The 14230-nt window shown below is 65.3% G+C and carries 16 protein-coding genes; 5 read left to right on the top strand and 11 right to left on the bottom strand.

The annotated features are described in order from the left end of the window. Positions 1 to 20 precede the first annotated feature (20 nt). The 4 genes from ABEI27_RS11540 (at position 21) to ABEI27_RS11525 (ending at position 3631) form a co-directional block, all read left to right on the top strand. A complete protein-coding gene (locus ABEI27_RS11540) occupies positions 21 to 452 on the top strand; it encodes a cobalamin B12-binding domain-containing protein (protein ID WP_375799555.1) in 432 nt (143 codons plus the stop codon). Beyond that, the gene (gene meaB / locus ABEI27_RS11535) at positions 452 to 1600 is read left to right on the top strand and encodes a methylmalonyl Co-A mutase-associated GTPase MeaB (RefSeq protein WP_375799554.1); all 1149 of its coding nucleotides are present in this window, start codon (positions 452 to 454) and stop codon (positions 1598 to 1600) included. Before ABEI27_RS11540 ends, meaB begins: the two co-directional genes overlap by 1 nt. 45 nt (positions 1601 to 1645) lie before the next feature. Beyond that, the gene (locus ABEI27_RS11530; RefSeq protein WP_375799553.1) at positions 1646 to 2569 is read left to right on the top strand and encodes an alpha/beta fold hydrolase; all 924 of its coding nucleotides are present in this window, start codon (positions 1646 to 1648) and stop codon (positions 2567 to 2569) included. Positions 2570 to 2836: 267 nt separating this feature from the next. Then, positions 2837 to 3631, top strand: a complete 795-nt coding sequence (locus ABEI27_RS11525; RefSeq protein ID WP_375799552.1) for an NAD(+)/NADH kinase — start codon at positions 2837 to 2839, stop codon at positions 3629 to 3631. A 54-nt stretch (positions 3632 to 3685) separates the two neighbouring features. Here ABEI27_RS11525 and ABEI27_RS11520 read toward each other — a convergent pair whose 3' ends face one another. The 8 genes from ABEI27_RS11520 to ABEI27_RS11485 form a co-directional block, all read right to left on the bottom strand. Next, a complete protein-coding gene (locus ABEI27_RS11520; RefSeq protein ID WP_375799551.1) occupies positions 3686 to 4135 on the bottom strand; it encodes a hypothetical protein in 450 nt (149 codons plus the stop codon). 93 nt (positions 4136 to 4228) lie between these two features. Further along, positions 4229 to 4504: a hypothetical protein gene (locus tag ABEI27_RS11515; protein ID WP_375799550.1), complete on the bottom strand. Its 276-nt coding sequence runs from the start codon at positions 4502 to 4504 to the stop codon at positions 4229 to 4231. Continuing rightward, positions 4497 to 4904 carry a hypothetical protein gene (locus ABEI27_RS11510; protein ID WP_375799549.1) on the bottom strand — a complete coding sequence of 136 codons (408 nt, stop codon included), beginning with the start codon at positions 4902 to 4904 and terminating at the stop codon, positions 4497 to 4499. The genes ABEI27_RS11515 and ABEI27_RS11510 overlap by 8 nt, the downstream gene beginning before the upstream one ends. A 201-nt stretch (positions 4905 to 5105) precedes the next feature. Next, positions 5106 to 5879, bottom strand: coding sequence for a cytochrome bc complex cytochrome b subunit (locus ABEI27_RS11505; protein WP_375799548.1), 774 nt, complete (start codon positions 5877 to 5879; stop codon positions 5106 to 5108). A 7-nt stretch (positions 5880 to 5886) separates the two neighbouring features. After that, positions 5887 to 6693, bottom strand: a complete 807-nt coding sequence (locus tag ABEI27_RS11500) for a cytochrome bc complex cytochrome b subunit (protein WP_375799547.1) — start codon at positions 6691 to 6693, stop codon at positions 5887 to 5889. 2 nt (positions 6694 to 6695) lie between these two features. Continuing rightward, positions 6696 to 7082 (bottom strand): hypothetical protein, encoded by a 387-nt coding sequence (locus ABEI27_RS11495; RefSeq protein WP_375799546.1) that lies wholly within the window; start codon positions 7080 to 7082, stop codon positions 6696 to 6698. Positions 7083 to 7084: 2 nt separating this feature from the next. Then, positions 7085 to 7726, bottom strand: a complete 642-nt coding sequence (locus tag ABEI27_RS11490; protein WP_375799545.1) for a plastocyanin/azurin family copper-binding protein — start codon at positions 7724 to 7726, stop codon at positions 7085 to 7087. A 60-nt stretch (positions 7727 to 7786) separates the two neighbouring features. After that, entirely contained in the window at positions 7787 to 8704 is a 918-nt protein-coding gene (locus ABEI27_RS11485) for a hypothetical protein (RefSeq protein ID WP_375799544.1), read from the bottom strand. 113 nt (positions 8705 to 8817) lie between these two features. Here ABEI27_RS11485 and ABEI27_RS11480 point away from each other — a divergent pair, with 113 nt between their 5' ends. Then, positions 8818 to 9300 carry a hypothetical protein gene (locus ABEI27_RS11480; RefSeq protein ID WP_375799543.1) on the top strand — a complete coding sequence of 161 codons (483 nt, stop codon included), beginning with the start codon at positions 8818 to 8820 and terminating at the stop codon, positions 9298 to 9300. Positions 9301 to 9340: 40 nt separating this feature from the next. On the opposite strand, the gene nth is transcribed toward ABEI27_RS11480, so the two are convergent. The 3 genes from nth to mre11 form a co-directional block, all read right to left on the bottom strand. Next, positions 9341 to 10027: an endonuclease III gene (gene nth, locus ABEI27_RS11475; RefSeq protein ID WP_375799542.1), complete on the bottom strand. Its 687-nt coding sequence runs from the start codon at positions 10025 to 10027 to the stop codon at positions 9341 to 9343. Between the two features lie 67 nt (positions 10028 to 10094). Continuing rightward, positions 10095 to 12791 (bottom strand): DNA double-strand break repair ATPase Rad50, encoded by a 2697-nt coding sequence (rad50, locus tag ABEI27_RS11470; RefSeq protein ID WP_375799541.1) that lies wholly within the window; start codon positions 12789 to 12791, stop codon positions 10095 to 10097. Next, the gene (gene mre11 / locus ABEI27_RS11465; RefSeq protein WP_375799540.1) at positions 12792 to 14150 is read right to left on the bottom strand and encodes a DNA double-strand break repair protein Mre11; all 1359 of its coding nucleotides are present in this window, start codon (positions 14148 to 14150) and stop codon (positions 12792 to 12794) included. Positions 14151 to 14230: the final 80 nt, after the last annotated feature.

Raw genomic sequence — 14230 nt, 5'->3', positions numbered from 1 at the left:
GGGCGCACGAACACCGCTCTATGAGCGCCGACGCCGAACAGCACGGCCGTAGCCGACCGATCCGATGCCTCATCGCGAAGGTCGGCTTGGACGGCCACGACCGCGGGGCACACGTCATCGCGCGCGCCTTCAGGGACGCCGGCTTCGAGGTCGTCTACTCGGGGCTTCACCGCGCCCCCGAAGAGATCGTCCAGGCGGCGGTTCAAGAGGACGTCGACGTGCTCGGGATCTCGATTCTCTCGGGAGCGCACAACAGTCTGGTTCCAGAGGTGGTCGACGGGCTGGAGAACCACGGTGCGTTTTCGGACACGCTCTTGATCGTGGGTGGGATCATCCCCGAGGAGGATCGGCCGGAACTCCGCGAACTGGGCGTCGCCGCGATCTTCGGGCCCGGAACGCCGATGGAGGAGACGATCGAGTTCGTGCGTGAGAACGCGCCGCGTCGCGAGTGATGATCGGCGACGGATCCGGCCGCGACAACGGCGCGCGGAACGACGACCTCGTTTCGGACCTACTCGCAGGCGAACACCGTGCACTCGCCCGAGTCATCACGCTGATCGAGAACCGCACCCCTGGACATCGGGAATTAGTCGCGCGTCTGCACCCGCACGCGGGCGACGCTGCCGTTATCGGCATCACCGGGAGTCCCGGTGCGGGGAAGTCGACGCTCGTCGACAAACTCGCAGCGGAATACCGCGACCGGGGCGACACCGTCGGCGTGGTCGCCGTCGATCCGTCCTCGCCGTACTCCGGTGGCTCGGTTCTCGGCGACCGCATCCGGATGGCCTCCACGAACGGCGATATGGACGTGTTCTTCCGCTCGATGAGCGCTCGAGGCCGTCTCGGCGGCCTCTCGACGGCGACCACGGACGCGATCACCGCGCTCGACGCGTTCGGCAAGGACGTCGTCGTCGTCGAGACCGTCGGGGCCGGCCAGAGCGAGGTCGACATCGTCCGGACTGCCGACACCGTCGGCGTTCTGGTCCAACCCGACAGCGGCGACGACGTTCAGATGCTGAAAGCCGGTATTCTCGAAATCGGCGACGTGTTCGTCGTCAACAAGGCGGATTTGGACGGCGCGGCGCGAACCGTCGCCGAGGTAGAGGAGATGCTCCACCGCCGGGACGTCGGCGCTGGGCAGGGCAAACACGGGCCGGGTGTGGGGGGGCCGACCGCTCGTGGCAGTCGCCCCGGCGGGGACCGGTCCGGCGACGCAGATGCAGACGACGACTGGGACCCGCGCGTCGTCGAGACGGTGGCGACCTCCGGCACGGGCATCGAGGACCTCGTGGACGCGCTGGACGCACACGCCGCACACCTCCGCGCGTCAGAGATGGACGAGACGAAAGCACAGCAACGCCACGGCGAGAAGATCCGACGACTCGTCCGCAGTGACCTCACCGAACTGCTGGAGGCGGAACTCGACCGGCGCGGGGGTGTCGACGCGCTCGCCGAGCGGGTGCGGTCGGGCGAGACCGATCCCTACACCGTGGCCGACGCGGTCGTCGAACCGGTTCGGGAGTGCTTCGAGGAGCAGTGGGCCGACAGCGAGAGCGCAGCCACCACAACGGAGTCGGAGGCCGCAGACGACCGTGACTGACCGCCGCCCAGCAACCTCAAGCGTCTCGCGGTCGTGCATTCTCGTATGAACCTCAGATCGGTGGCTGGCGCGGCCGTCGCCGGAGTCGGCGTGCTGGCAGTCGCGAACGCCGCACTCGACCAGCGCGCAGCACCCCTGGATCCGGCGCTCGACGGGAAACAGCGGGCGTTCGAGTGGAACGGGTTCGACGTCAGGTACGCCGAGGCCGGCGATTCCGAAGATCCGGATCTCGTCTGTCTCCACGGCATCAACGCCGCCGGATCGAACGGCGAGTTCCGCGAGATCTTCGACGATCTCGCAGACGACTATCACGTCGTCGCCCCCGACCTCCCGGGCTTCGGGACGTCCGAGCGACCGTCGCTGCGCTACTCGGCGACCTTCTACGAGGAGTTCGTCCGCGACTTCGTCGCGGCATTCGACACGCCACGGGTGGTGGCATCCTCGCTCACGGGTGCGTATCTCGCGGCCGTCGCCGACGACCTCGACCGCAAGTCGCTCGTCCTGATCTGCCCGGCCGAGCGCGGTGGTCCCGACCGGAATGTCGTGGCGCGGGAACTCCTCCGATCGCCGCTTCTCGGGGAGGCTCTGTTCAACCTCCTCGCGTCGAAGCCATCGATCCGGTACTTCAACGCCGACCACGGCTACTACGATATGGACAAGGTGAGCGAGGAGTGGATGGACTACGAGTGGCAGACGGCCCACCAACCGAACGCGCGCTATGCGCCCGCATCATTCATCAGCGGCTTTCTCAACGCCGATGTGGACCTCGAATCGACGCTCAAGGACCTCGACGCGCCGGTGACGCTGCTGTGGGGACGCGAGGCCGACATCACGCCGCTGAAGCAGGGTCGGGAACTCGCGGACGCCGTCGGCTGTCGCCTCGCCGTCGTCGACGACGCAAAGCTCCTGCCGCACGTGGAGTTCCCCGCGGAATCGCTCGACGTGATCCGCAAGGCGATCAAAGAGTGAACGAAGGGCGATACGGCGCCAGAAGGGTGAGATAAAGGCGACACGGCGTTCGAAGAGTGAGGGAAGAAGCAGATAGCGTCCAAAAAGTGGGCGAGGAGCGATGCGACACCGGAGAGCGTTCTCAGTCCGACCTCAGAGCCCTGAATGGTATCGAATCATCGACGGACGCCGGAAGGCTGGTCGGCGCCGAACCGCCAGCCGATATCGACCAGTCGCCCACCGGTGAACCGCTGGGTCTTTTTTCTCGACTGTCGTAGCACCGCGTATGTGCGGAGTCGAGTCGGCCAGACGGGCGAGACGGGCGCGACCGGAGACAGGCTTGTGAGCGACAGGACCCGCTCGGTTCTCGTGCTCCGTCGGCCAGATTCGGCGGATTCGACGGTGCTGTCCGAGCGCCACGCACTTGCCGTGGAAGTGGCGTCCCCGGCCGAGGCGACCCTCGACGAACGGATCGACGGCGCGGACGTCGTCGTCGCCGACGGAGAAACGGCGTTGCTTTCGCTCGCAGCGCACGCACCAGACTGCCCGATCGTCGCCGTCGACACCGGTGCGACGCGATACGACGTTCCCGCAGCCGACGTCGGGGCCGCAGTCGACGGCCTCGATGCGGGCGTCGAGACGTCGCCGCATCCGGTCCTCGGGGTGACTATCGACGGTGACGCCGTCGGGCGCGCCGTGACTGACGTTTCGCTCGTAACGTCCGAACCCGCGCGCATCTCCGAGTATGGCGTCGCTTCCGGCGGGTGGTCGGACACGGTCAGAGCCGACGGAGTCGTCGTCACGACGCCGCTCGGGAGCGAAGGGTACGCCCACACGGTTGGGGGGCCGCTACTGGCACCCGAGACCGGGCTCGCAGCGGTGCCAATGTCCCCATACGCGATGCGCGCGGACGTCTGGGTGCTACGCCCGCCGGTTTCGCTGTCAGTCGAGCGCGATGAGGCATCCGTGTCGCTATTGCTGGACGACGAGAAGGCACGGACGATCCCGGCGAAGACGCCGATCGAGATTGACGTCGCCCGGATGCTCTCGGTTGTGGTGCCGGGCAGCGTCCCAGACCGCTAAGCGGGGACAATCGGACGATAAAGTACGGAAAACGCTTCGAAGGGAGCAGTCGGCTCAGATGATCACGTTCCAGAGCGGCTCGATGACGTAGAAGAAGCTCTGGTAACCCGCATATAGGAGCGCGAAGACCGAGGCGCCGACCGCCGGAATCGGCTGTGTGAGATCCTTGCTCTTCGAGCGCGCTTCGACTTTGCGCGACTCGAAGCCGAAGAAGTCCGCGATGAACACTGTCACGACGAGGACCGATAGCACCATCCCACCGTGCGGGGCGACGATCATATACACGAACGACAAGAGAACCATTCCCAAGTTGGTCAGCGTGTGCGGGAGCCACCGGGTGATCGCCTCCTCGCCGTCACCGTCGCGGAGTTGGCGGTTGTGGCGGTTGTGCTGGAGTATCCGCGTGATCATATTGAGGATCACCAGCACGAAGACGGCGATCGGGAGAATCCCACCGACGGCCTCGAGTGCGTCGATCGGAACGAGGAACTGTAGCGGTTGCATACTCGACGTTGGGTGCAGGAGTCATTAGAGTTTTTCCAATCCGGCGCGCGGCTGAAGTGGTAGTGATATCGACGACAGAATGGGCCGACAGCGCTACTGTGCGCGCTCTTCGAGCGCTTCGCGAGCCTGCCGGATCACGGGGATGCCGACCCAGAAGGTCAGCGCGCCGATAACCGTGAACCAAAAGAGCGCGTCCATCAGCAGGATGCCCAGCGAGTCGAACATTGTCGCGGAGTCACCGATCGAGGTCGGCGCGACGAGCTGCTGACTGCTCTCGAAACTCGGCGTCCGGTACCAGCCTGCGAGCACCATCCAGGCGAGTCCCCCGCCAGTGAAGATGCCCAATCCTTTGACGAACTCGTCAGCCATTGTTATTCGACTCTTCGTTGGAGTCCTCTTGAGACTTTCCCATTCCGCGGGCGCGAAAGCGCGTGCCGATGACGTACACGCCCGCACCGAGTGCGATGGTCGCGAGTCCCAGCGCCGCCAGAACAGTGGTCAGGACGCTCTCGGCGACGCGAAGTCCGAGAAACGAGAGGAGGCCACGAATCAGCCCGCCAAGGAAACTCACGTTCAGCGTCGCCGCGTCGAGTAACATAAACCCGAACACCACCCCCACGACGGCGATGAGCGTCGAGAACACGGTCACGACCTTGTACAGCGGCATCGGAACGACGACGTCGCGGCCCCGGCCGGTATCAGCCCCGTCCGGCGGCTCCGCCTCCCCCGGGTCGACACCCCCCGTGCCGGTCGCGTCTCTGTCGGTCATTGATCTCCCTACGAGCGGGGATGAAAAGGACCTTTCCGTCTCTGTGCGGTCGAAGGTGAAACGAGCGGTGGAAGCCGGAACGGGAATCAGCAGGCTAACTGGACAGGATCAGCGAGAAGGTTGGACGCGGATCACCAGGGAACTCGAATGCAAATTCGAACGAATCGTAAGCGTCGAGACGGGAATCGAAGCGCTGTGCGGCTATTTCGGTGGCCTGAGGCGGTAGTACCGCCGGTTGAGGTCGTACATATACCCCTCTCGCATCGTCTTCAGCACCGCCCAGGTGATGAACCCGCCGACGATCGGCAGGAGGAACGCCAAGTCGAACGCGAGGTGGACGTTCATCGGCAGGAGGTTCTTCGCGGAGTAGACGCTGATCGTGAACGCGAAGATGACGCCGCCGACGCCGACCGCTGCCCAGAAGGGCTGTTCGACGGGCCGGCGTGCGGTCCCCTTGTTGAGGAAGGGGACGATGGCGACGATTCCGACGACGACGACGTTCGCGAGGACGCCGTACGTCCGGTCGGCCATCAACTTCTGGCCGCCGAGGATCGACAGTTCGGGGTTCAGCGGGCCGAGTTTGAGCAGGCCGAACGACCAGTAGAGGTACCAGTCGGGCAGGATGATCGCGGGCGTGCTCGAAGGGTTCGCCGGGTCGCCGATGTGCGGCGGCAGCGTCGCCGACAGGAAGAGCAGCATTCCCACGAAGAAACTCGCAATGGCGAGGTTTCGGATGACCTCGTGCGGCCACGTCGGGAACGCGAGCACGTCGCGCTCGACGTAGTCGGACTCCTGGCGGAGGTCCTGGTCTTCGCGGCGTGCGCGCTCGAAGTACTCGTAGGTGAGCCGGGAGAGCCCCTGGGCGCGCTTCTTGCGCTCGTGCCACGTCGGGGTCTCGTCGTCCGGCGCGACGATGCCGCTGCCGTCGGTGCGAGCGTCGTCGGTCTCAGTGTCGGAGGTGGTTTCGTCGGTCATTGGTCTCTTAGTGGGGTTCCGCGATGCCCTGCACCCAGACGATGCCGATGTGGATGGCGATGAGCGTCGTCACCACGAACGGAAGCAGGAACACGTGTAGGACGTACATCCGTTGGAGCGTTGCCTGGCTCAACGAGAAGCCGCCGAACAGCAGTTGGGCGATCCACTCGCCGGCGAGCGGAATCGAGAGCGACATCTCGACGCCGATCTGGCCCGCCCAAAAGGCGAGTTGGTCCCACGGGAGCAGGTAGCCAGTGTACCCGAACACCATCGTCAGGCTGATCAGGACGATGCCGATCAGCCAGTTGAGTTCGCGGGGTTCTTTGTACGCGCCGGTGAAGTACACCCGGAGCATGTGCAGGAACACCGCGGCGACCATCACCTGCGCCGACCACCGGTGGATGGAGCGGAGCATAAACCCGAACTGCATATCGCGCATAATGAACGCGATGCTCTCGTAGGCGACGGTCCCTGCCGCCTCGGTTCCCGCGGCGGCGGACGGGCTGTAATAGAAGCCCAGTAGCGCGCCCGAGATGGCGGCTACCACGTACGCGAGGGTGGAAAACAGCCCCAGTGTGTAGAGGGGGTACCAGTACCAGAACTTGTTGTCGAGGTTGTACTGCTCGGTGTGGCTTTTCGGCATCTGGAGGTTAACCCGGTAGTAGAGGGTCTCCAGCAACTCCAGGTAGTCGACGATGCGGAACCGTTTGTCCAGCCAGATGAGCGTCGTGAGGAAGGTCGACTCCACGGGAGTCAGATCCTTCTTTTTCATCCAGCCTTTATGATCGTATTCGTCTTTCTTTTCGAGACTCATTGTTATCGCTTGTAGTACGGGTAGATCGCCCGCTTGATTTGATCCCACGCGCCGTCACCGAGCTTCCTTCCGTCGACATCCTCCTCGCGGATGTAGAGGTCCTCGTACTTTCGGCGCCGTTTCTTCACGATCATCACGTCCGGGAGGAACTCCTTGCGGTACAGCGCTAATATGAACGCCAGGTCAACGAAGATTACGGCCAGAACCGCGCCGAGGTACATATTCCCGGTCTCTGACAGGCCCCAGCCGCTTATAAGGCCGTAGGTGAACAGGAACACGAAGACAACCTCGATGATCGTCAGCAGCACAATCGCGATGGCTGCGGCGGTGCTCTCTCGCGCTGGCTCGTACCGGTGGATGTCGCCGTAGGTGCTTCCACTCGATGACATTATTAGTTCCTCCCCGTGCCCGTGTGGGCCGATTCACCGTACTTCAGGACGTAAAAGGTGAAGATGATCGTGACAATGATCGCGAGGATCGTCGCCGCGCCAACCCAGTGTGCCTGAATCGGAACCCCGAAGTCGTGGAGTTCCTTCTCGCCGCCACCGCCGCCGGCGTTGGGGTTCTCGACGACTTCGATGGTGCCGACCATCCCGGCGGTCCGGTGTGGTTCGCAGTAGTACTCGTAGGTACCGAGCGTCTCGAACGTGTGCGTGTACGTGAAGCCCGTGTTCTCGAGCGTCTCGTGGCCCTGCCAGTTCGCGCCCTCGGGCTGGCTCTCGACGACGATGTTGTGGTTGTCCGAATCCCAGACGAACTCGACCGTCGTGCCCGGTGCGATCTTGAGTGGGTCTTCGGTTCCCGGGCTGAACACCAGCGATCCGCCGGGGCCGACCGTCACGGTTTTCGTCGGCCCGCCGCCGGATCCGCCCGAGGTACCCGTTCCCGTCCCGGTACCCATTGCGGTTCCAGTCGCCGTACCGGTCTCGGTGCCGCCGTCCGTCTCCTGGGCAGCGACGCTGCCGGCGGCAGCAGAGGCCGTCGTGGCAGCAGCAGGGACGCTTGCTGCTCGCAGAAAGTCCCGCCTCTTCATACAGATCGATCTCGGGATGGAATGTGCTTAAACCCACCGACTCCCCCCGCAGAGGCGTGTCTACGTGCCAGCGCCCTCGTCGGCTGTATCGACGGTTCGGGCCGCTTCGGGACCATCCGTCTCGCCTGGAGTGGTCCCGTCCGAGCCGCGTCCCTCATCCGCTGCGGCCGCCATCTGCTCGGCGACGACGTCGGCCGGCTCCTCACTCGCCGCATCTAACGTCTCGAGTCGAGCCCGGAACTCCTCGACCCGGAACCGATCCGACAGGCGGGCGTTCGCGACGACCAGAAACAAGAAGAAGCCGATGATCAGGAAGCCGAACGACGCGATCGGCGCGACGATGGTAGACAGCGACGGGAGCGCGAGCCAAGCAACGAGCAGGCCCGCCCCGACGAGCAGTTGCACCCCGGCCACGATCTGAAGCATCAGGTTCCCGAACTCGCCGCTGCCCTCCGGGACGTCCTCGGGGTCGGGGAGCGATGCGTCGGCCGGCGCGTCCATCAGGTCGTAGTCGGCCATTGAACAGAGCGCCACAGTCGGCTTGACATCCCGGAGGACGGTCCCCTCGCCTTCGACGCTGCCGTCTCGGTAAATGACCGCGTACCCCTCGTCGGAGTAGGCGATAACCCGATCCTCGCCGTCGGTGACGCGTTCGACGACAGCGAAAATCTCGCGGCTTGCGACCCGCGCGTTGAGTTCCTGTTCGACCCGGTCGAGCAGTTCCTCGCCCACGACCCAGGTGCCCGGGTCGAAGGCGGCCTCCCACTCTTCGAGGCTCATCTCGGCCATCTCGGCGGGACCGAAGTTCTCGAAATCGTACGTCTCCTCGACCTCTCTGCGGAGCGCTTCGAGGTCGTCGGTCTCGGACGTGTCGCCATCGGCGTCGGTCGCGGCTACGGCGGCCTCGTCCGGTGCTTCGTCGGACCGCGCGTCCGGGTGGCGGTCCGCCGCGGACGACTGCTCCGAAGACTCCGTCATCGATGGTGGTTGGAGCGGCAGACTCCTTAGAGTAACGGTTCCGCCGGCGGGGGACAGGTCGGCGTCGCCGCCGAGTCGCACGGTTTACACGCTGGGAGCCCATAGCCGGACCGATGGTATCCGATTCGGCCATCGCGACGGCCGCGGCGCTGATGGTCACAGCGAGCCTCCCGTTTTACCTCTACGGCGCGTGGATTATGATCGATGCGGAGGTCGTGACGTGGGACGTGCTCGTCTATCACCTCAAGTTCATCATCCCTGGACTGGTGCTCAACACGATTCCGGTCGTGACCTGGATGATCCCGAGGCTCCTCAATCAACTCGAAGGAGTCACCGTGCTGCACGCGCTTTTGGGACTGCAGGCGTACGCGCTGCTGGCGTTCGCACTGACCGGCATCGTGCGGATTCTGCAGGTGAAGCGGGACGCGGATCTCTACGAGGAGCCGGGAAAGGTAGTGGACATCGACGAACTTCACCCCAATATGAGTGCGTGGCGGGGTCGCCTCCGGGTCGGCGTCTTCGGCTACGTCATCTTCTGGTTCCTGGCGTGGCTGCTCGGCCTGTACCGCTACGTCGGCCGGTACGTGCTCGGATAGAGCGGCGAGATCTGAGCGCGCCGAATCGGATCGGAGGTGCTCACTCCCACGACTCGCCCGAGGCGAGATCGACGTCACTGTCACGTTTCGAGGACGGACAGATGTCCTCAAGGACGCACTCGCTGCAGTCCGGATTGCGCGCGGTGCAGACAGCGCGCCCGTGACTGATGAACAGGTGCGTGGACTGCTGCCAGTCCGACTCCGGGAGCAACTCCATCAGTTCCGTCTCGATGGCCTCGGGGCGCTCTTCCTCGGTGATCCCGAGCCGGCGCGTGATTCGCTGGACGTGCGTGTCGACGACGACGCCCTCAACGACGTCGTGGCCGTGTTGGAGGACGACGTTGGCCGTCTTGCGGCCGACGCCCGAGAGGTCAGTGAGCGCCGTCATCGTGTCCGGGACCTCGCCATCGTGCTCGGCTTCGAGCGTTTCGCCGATCGACTTCAGATACCCGGCCTTGTTGTTGTGGAAGGTGATGCCGTAGATGTCGTCGGCGAGCTCCGCCTCCTCGGCGGCGGCGTAGTCGGCCGCCGTCTGGTACTTCTCGAAGAGGTCCCCGGTGACCTTGTTGACCCGTTCGTCGGTGCACTGCGCCGAGAGGACGACGGCGACGAGCAGTTCTAATCTGTCGGTGAAGTTCAGCGAGATGGTCGAGTCAGGATACTCGTCGCTGAGGCGGTCGAGTACCTCCACGGCCTGCGCGTCACGTTCGTCGAGCGGCGTACCCATACTCTACTCTTGCGGTCGCCAGTGTTGAGTGGTTCGGCCGCTGCCGACGGGATCGAGTCGCTCCCCCTCAGTCGTCGGACTCGGCGGTCACCGCCGCGAGCGACGCCTCCCCCACGCGGTCGACGGACGAGCGATTGCTCGTGGGGTCTTTTTCCACGGTAACGAGATCGTCGGCGGCCGCGACGAGTTCGTCGTCGTGGCTCACGATCAGGATCTGTTTCACGCCGAGGCTCCGCATCTCCTCGACGAGACCGACGAGCCGGGAGACGTGGCCCGAATCGAGGAAGACCGTCGGCTCGTCGAGGATCAGCGGCGGCATCGGTGCCGATCCCTCGATCCCCTCGGCGAGCAGCCGGTAGATCGCACACCGCAGCGAGAGATTGAACAGCGCGCGCTCGCCGCCGGAGAGTTGCTCGGGTTCGAGCGCGGTCCCGTCCTTCTGGAAGACCGTGAGGTCGTACTCGTCGTCGAGTCGGATCCGCGAGTAGGCGTCGTTGCCGTAGACCAACTCGAAGGTCTCGTTGAGCATCCGTTCGAGCGTCTCGACGTTCCGCCGCCGGAGTTCCGCCCGGAGGTCGCCGTAGGTGGATTCGAGCGTCGACACCTCCTCGTGTAACGACTCCAGGCGCTCGACGCGCTCGCGGATCTCGTCGCGGTCCTCGCGAAGCGACTCCAACTGGGCGATCTCGCCGTTCACGCCGCCGATCTTGTTCTGAAGTTCGTCCCGGCGCTCGCGGAGTTCACGCAGTTTCGCCTCGACGTCGTCGAGGTACGACTCTGCCTCCCGCTTGTTCTCGCGGGCCGTCTGGATCCGGGACTCGTCAATCTGTGCGGCGAGTTCGTCCCGGCGGTCGCGCTTCTCCCGGAGGTACTCGCGCCGCTCGTCGTTCCGGTCGGCGATGGTCTCCCGGCGCTCTCGGAGCCGATCGATCTCCGATTCGGTGTCGGCGATCCGCTCTCGGAGCGCCTCGACGCGGTTGAGTCGGTCCCGCGCCGCGTCGATCCGCTCCAGTTCGGCCTCCAGATCGGCGACGCGCTCAGTGGCCTCGGCCGCAGCGTCGGCCTGCGTCTCGGCCGCGTCACGTTTCTCTTCGGCCTCATCCTCGAACTCCGCGGCGTCCTCGCGGTGGGACGACGCCTCCGCCCGCCGCTCCTCGGCGTTCGATTCGGCGTCTACCACGCTCTCGTCGAGCAACGACCGCCGCTCTTCGAGATTGGCGAGTCGGGTTTCCGCCTCCGTCAGCGACGCCGCCGTCTCGAGGTCCGATTCGAGCACATCGCGTTGCTCCTGCAGATCGTCGCGGCCGCTCTGGAGTTCCGAGATCCGCGCTTCGTGCTCACCGATTGCGTCGACGTGGGGCGAGCCGTCGACCGGCTGACCGCACTCGGGGCACTTGCCCGCCTGGCGGAGCGACTCGGCCTCTTCGAGGCGATCGCGGACCGTCTGCAGTTCCGCACGCGCGTCGGCGAGTTCGTCGCGGACGTCGTCGAGGTCCGACTGGATCGAGTCTCGGTGGGCCGCCGCCGAACCCGGATCGACCGGGGCCTCGTCGAAGCGCTCGCGAATGGACGTGATCTCGGACTCGACCTCGTCGCGTTCGCTTGCCCGGTTTTCGGCACGAGCCTCGGCGTCTTCGGCGGACGACTCCGCATCGGCCGCCCGGTCGCGTGCCTCCGAAGCGCGCGATTCGAGTTCCTCGGCCCGCTCGCGGAGTTTTTCGGCCTGATTCGAGAGCATCGTCTGGCGCTGGCGCGCCTGCTGAAGCTCCTCACGGACAGACGACTCTTCAGCGTCGAGCGCGTCGCGGCGACTCGAAAGCGCGTCGGCGTCGAGACCACTGGCTCCCCCCTCCAGCGCCGTCTCGGCGACCACGTCGTCGAGCGTTGCGTCCAGTTCGTCGATCGCCTCGCGCGTCTCGACGATCTCGTCCCGGAGATCCTCGCGGGTCGATTCGTCGGACTCGATCGTCTCTTCGAGTTCCGCGATGTCGGATTCGAGCGACTCGATTTCGGATTTTGTCTCCTCGTAGTCGCCCAAGATCTCCTTCGCATCTGTGAGCGTCTCCTCGGCGCGGTTCCGGTTCTCCTCGAAGCGTTCGATCTCGTCGTCGACTGTCGAGAGTTCGGTTTCGAGGTCGTTCAGCCGCTCGTGTAGCCCCGCCTCCTCTTTCGTCTCGATTCGCGACTCCCGGTCCGAAAGGAGTTCGCGCTTCCGATTCAGCACGTCCCCGACGCCGAGGCGCGCCCGCCCCGCCCGCTCGCGGTACTCCTCGAGTTTCCCGAGTTGGAGGAGGTCGTCGATGGTGTCCTGCCGCTGCGTCGGTGTCGCGTTGATCAGTTTGTTCACCTCGCCCTGCCGGACGTACGCGCAGTTGACGAACGCCTCGGCATCCATCCGCAGGAGATTGGCCACGAACTCGCGGACGTCGGTCGCCCCGTCGATCTCGACGTCTGGGCCGGTGAGTGTGCAGGTCGCGGTCTGCATCCGCTCGCCGGAGCGCCGGAGTCGACGCTCGATCCGGTAGGTCCCGCCCTCGTGGACGAACGAGAGAGTCACCTCGGCCTCGTCCTCGCCGGTGGTCACGACGTCGTCGAGGGTCTCATCGAGGGCGCGGGCACCGTAGAGCGCAAAGAAACACGCCTCGAGTAGTGACGACTTGCCGCTGCCGTTGAGCCCGTGGATGACGGTGACGCCGTCCCGAAGATCGAGGTCGGCGTCGGCGTACGGCTTGAAATGCTGAAGCGATATTCGCTGAAACCGCATTTAGAAGTCCTCCATCGTGACTTGGGTGTCCGCCGACGTCGACTCGTCGGCCGCGGAGTCGTCGTCCGTTTCGCCTGCTTCGTCGGGGTCGTACCCCGCGCTCGTTTCGTCTCCGGTATCTGCCTCGCCCCTACCGTCTCTTTTATTTACTTCGTCGTCGTCGACACTGTCCGCCTTCTCAGCAGCACCGACATCGTCGTCGCTGACTCCATCGGTGTCGGCATCGGAATCGTCCTCCGTCGTTTCGGGTGCTGGTGCGAATGCGTCCGCGTCGTCTTCGAGCAGTTCCGAGACGCGGGACTCGACGGTGTCACGGACGGTGGTGTCGGGGATCCCGTCCGTGCGGATCGTCTCCTCCACGTCGAGGGCGGCCGACGAGAGGCCGAGTTCGCGGACTCGCTCGTCGACGGCGGCGTCCGGGTCGGCGAATGAGACGTCGATGCTCGCCTCGTGGTCCTGCTCGCGACGGTCGGTTACGCGCGCGACCAACGCGCCTCGCTCGGTGAGAGACTCCTCGAGTGCGGCGGGCGTCACTGGCTCGCCCGCGCCGGTCACCTCTACGACGACGACCGCATCGGTGACGTCGCGCTGTCGCAGTTGCTCGCGGACGCGCTTGACGCCCTCGTCTTCGGCCAACTCCACTGAGACGAAGACGAAGGGCCGGGTGTCGAGCGTTCGCCGGCGGACGTCGACCGACTCGTCGAACGTCACGAGGTTGTACCCACGAGGCTCCTCCTCGGCGGCGCTGGCTCGCTCGGTGGAGCCACAGTAGGTCACCCAGGTGTCGGCGACGGCTTCGGTTCCGGGTGCGTGGTTGTCGCCGAGGAGGACCGCGTCGAAGTCGACGGTCGACTTGTCGAGGACCGTTTCGGTCTCCCAGTTGGCGTGTGCGAACGGGGTGAACAGACCGTGGCTGACCAGTGCCGCGTGCGCCGCGTCGTGCGCCCGGAAGTCGTAGTCGAGGTCGTCACGCCGCGACTTCGGGACGTGATCGAGTCCGTAGAGCGCGGTATCGCCGATCAGTCGGGGCGTGTCGTCGAGGCGCTCAGCGAGGTCGAGGTTCTCGAAGAGGTCGAGCCACTGGCCGCCGCGCGTGGCCTCGTGGTTGCCGACGACTGCGAGGAAGGGCACGTCGGCGTCCCGGAGGCGGCGGAGCACGCGGATCGTTCCCAGCAGGTCCCGCAGCTCCGGGCGGCGGTCGTGGAAGAGGTCGCCCGCGTGGACGACGGCGTCCACATCGGTCTCGATGGCGTCGTCGATCACCTGCTCGAAGGCGTCGAGGAAGTCCGCGCGACGTTCGGGGGAGTGGTACTGCTGGTACCCCAGGTGCGTGTCGCCGGTGTGGATCACCTGTGTCATCTGCGCGGACTTTATGCAGTGGTTCGTAAAACGATTCCGCGACCGGAGTGAAAGTGGTCGGGCCGGCGGCGTTCGACGCA

The sequence above is a fragment of the Halobellus sp. genome, from assembly GCF_042218505.1.
Lineage (GTDB): Archaea > Halobacteriota > Halobacteria > Halobacteriales > Haloferacaceae > Haloquadratum.
This window is presented reverse-complemented; position numbering and strand designations above follow the sequence as displayed.

What these genes read in the sequence shown, in the direction of transcription:
- ABEI27_RS11495 (WP_375799546.1), bottom strand. Translation starts at nt 7,082, where the DNA reads ATGTCATCGAGTGGAAGCACCTACGGCGACATCCACCGGTACGAGCCA.
- ABEI27_RS11520 (WP_375799551.1), bottom strand. Translation starts at nt 4,135, where the DNA reads ATGCAACCGCTACAGTTCCTCGTTCCGATCGACGCACTCGAGGCCGTC.
- nth (WP_375799542.1), bottom strand. Translation starts at nt 10,027, where the DNA reads ATGGGTACGCCGCTCGACGAACGTGACGCGCAGGCCGTGGAGGTACTC.
- ABEI27_RS11510 (WP_375799549.1), bottom strand. Translation starts at nt 4,904, where the DNA reads ATGACCGACAGAGACGCGACCGGCACGGGGGGTGTCGACCCGGGGGAG.
- ABEI27_RS11480 (WP_375799543.1), top strand. Translation starts at nt 8,818, where the DNA reads ATGGTATCCGATTCGGCCATCGCGACGGCCGCGGCGCTGATGGTCACA.
- mre11 (WP_375799540.1), bottom strand. Translation starts at nt 14,150, where the DNA reads ATGACACAGGTGATCCACACCGGCGACACGCACCTGGGGTACCAGCAG.
- ABEI27_RS11500 (WP_375799547.1), bottom strand. Translation starts at nt 6,693, where the DNA reads ATGAGTCTCGAAAAGAAAGACGAATACGATCATAAAGGCTGGATGAAA.
- ABEI27_RS11490 (WP_375799545.1), bottom strand. Translation starts at nt 7,726, where the DNA reads ATGAAGAGGCGGGACTTTCTGCGAGCAGCAAGCGTCCCTGCTGCTGCC.
- ABEI27_RS11530 (WP_375799553.1), top strand. Translation starts at nt 1,646, where the DNA reads ATGAACCTCAGATCGGTGGCTGGCGCGGCCGTCGCCGGAGTCGGCGTG.
- ABEI27_RS11515 (WP_375799550.1), bottom strand. Translation starts at nt 4,504, where the DNA reads ATGGCTGACGAGTTCGTCAAAGGATTGGGCATCTTCACTGGCGGGGGA.
- rad50 (WP_375799541.1), bottom strand. Translation starts at nt 12,791, where the DNA reads ATGCGGTTTCAGCGAATATCGCTTCAGCATTTCAAGCCGTACGCCGAC.
- ABEI27_RS11540 (WP_375799555.1), top strand. Translation starts at nt 21, where the DNA reads ATGAGCGCCGACGCCGAACAGCACGGCCGTAGCCGACCGATCCGATGC.
- ABEI27_RS11505 (WP_375799548.1), bottom strand. Translation starts at nt 5,879, where the DNA reads ATGACCGACGAAACCACCTCCGACACTGAGACCGACGACGCTCGCACC.
- ABEI27_RS11485 (WP_375799544.1), bottom strand. Translation starts at nt 8,704, where the DNA reads ATGACGGAGTCTTCGGAGCAGTCGTCCGCGGCGGACCGCCACCCGGAC.
- meaB (WP_375799554.1), top strand. Translation starts at nt 452, where the DNA reads ATGATCGGCGACGGATCCGGCCGCGACAACGGCGCGCGGAACGACGAC.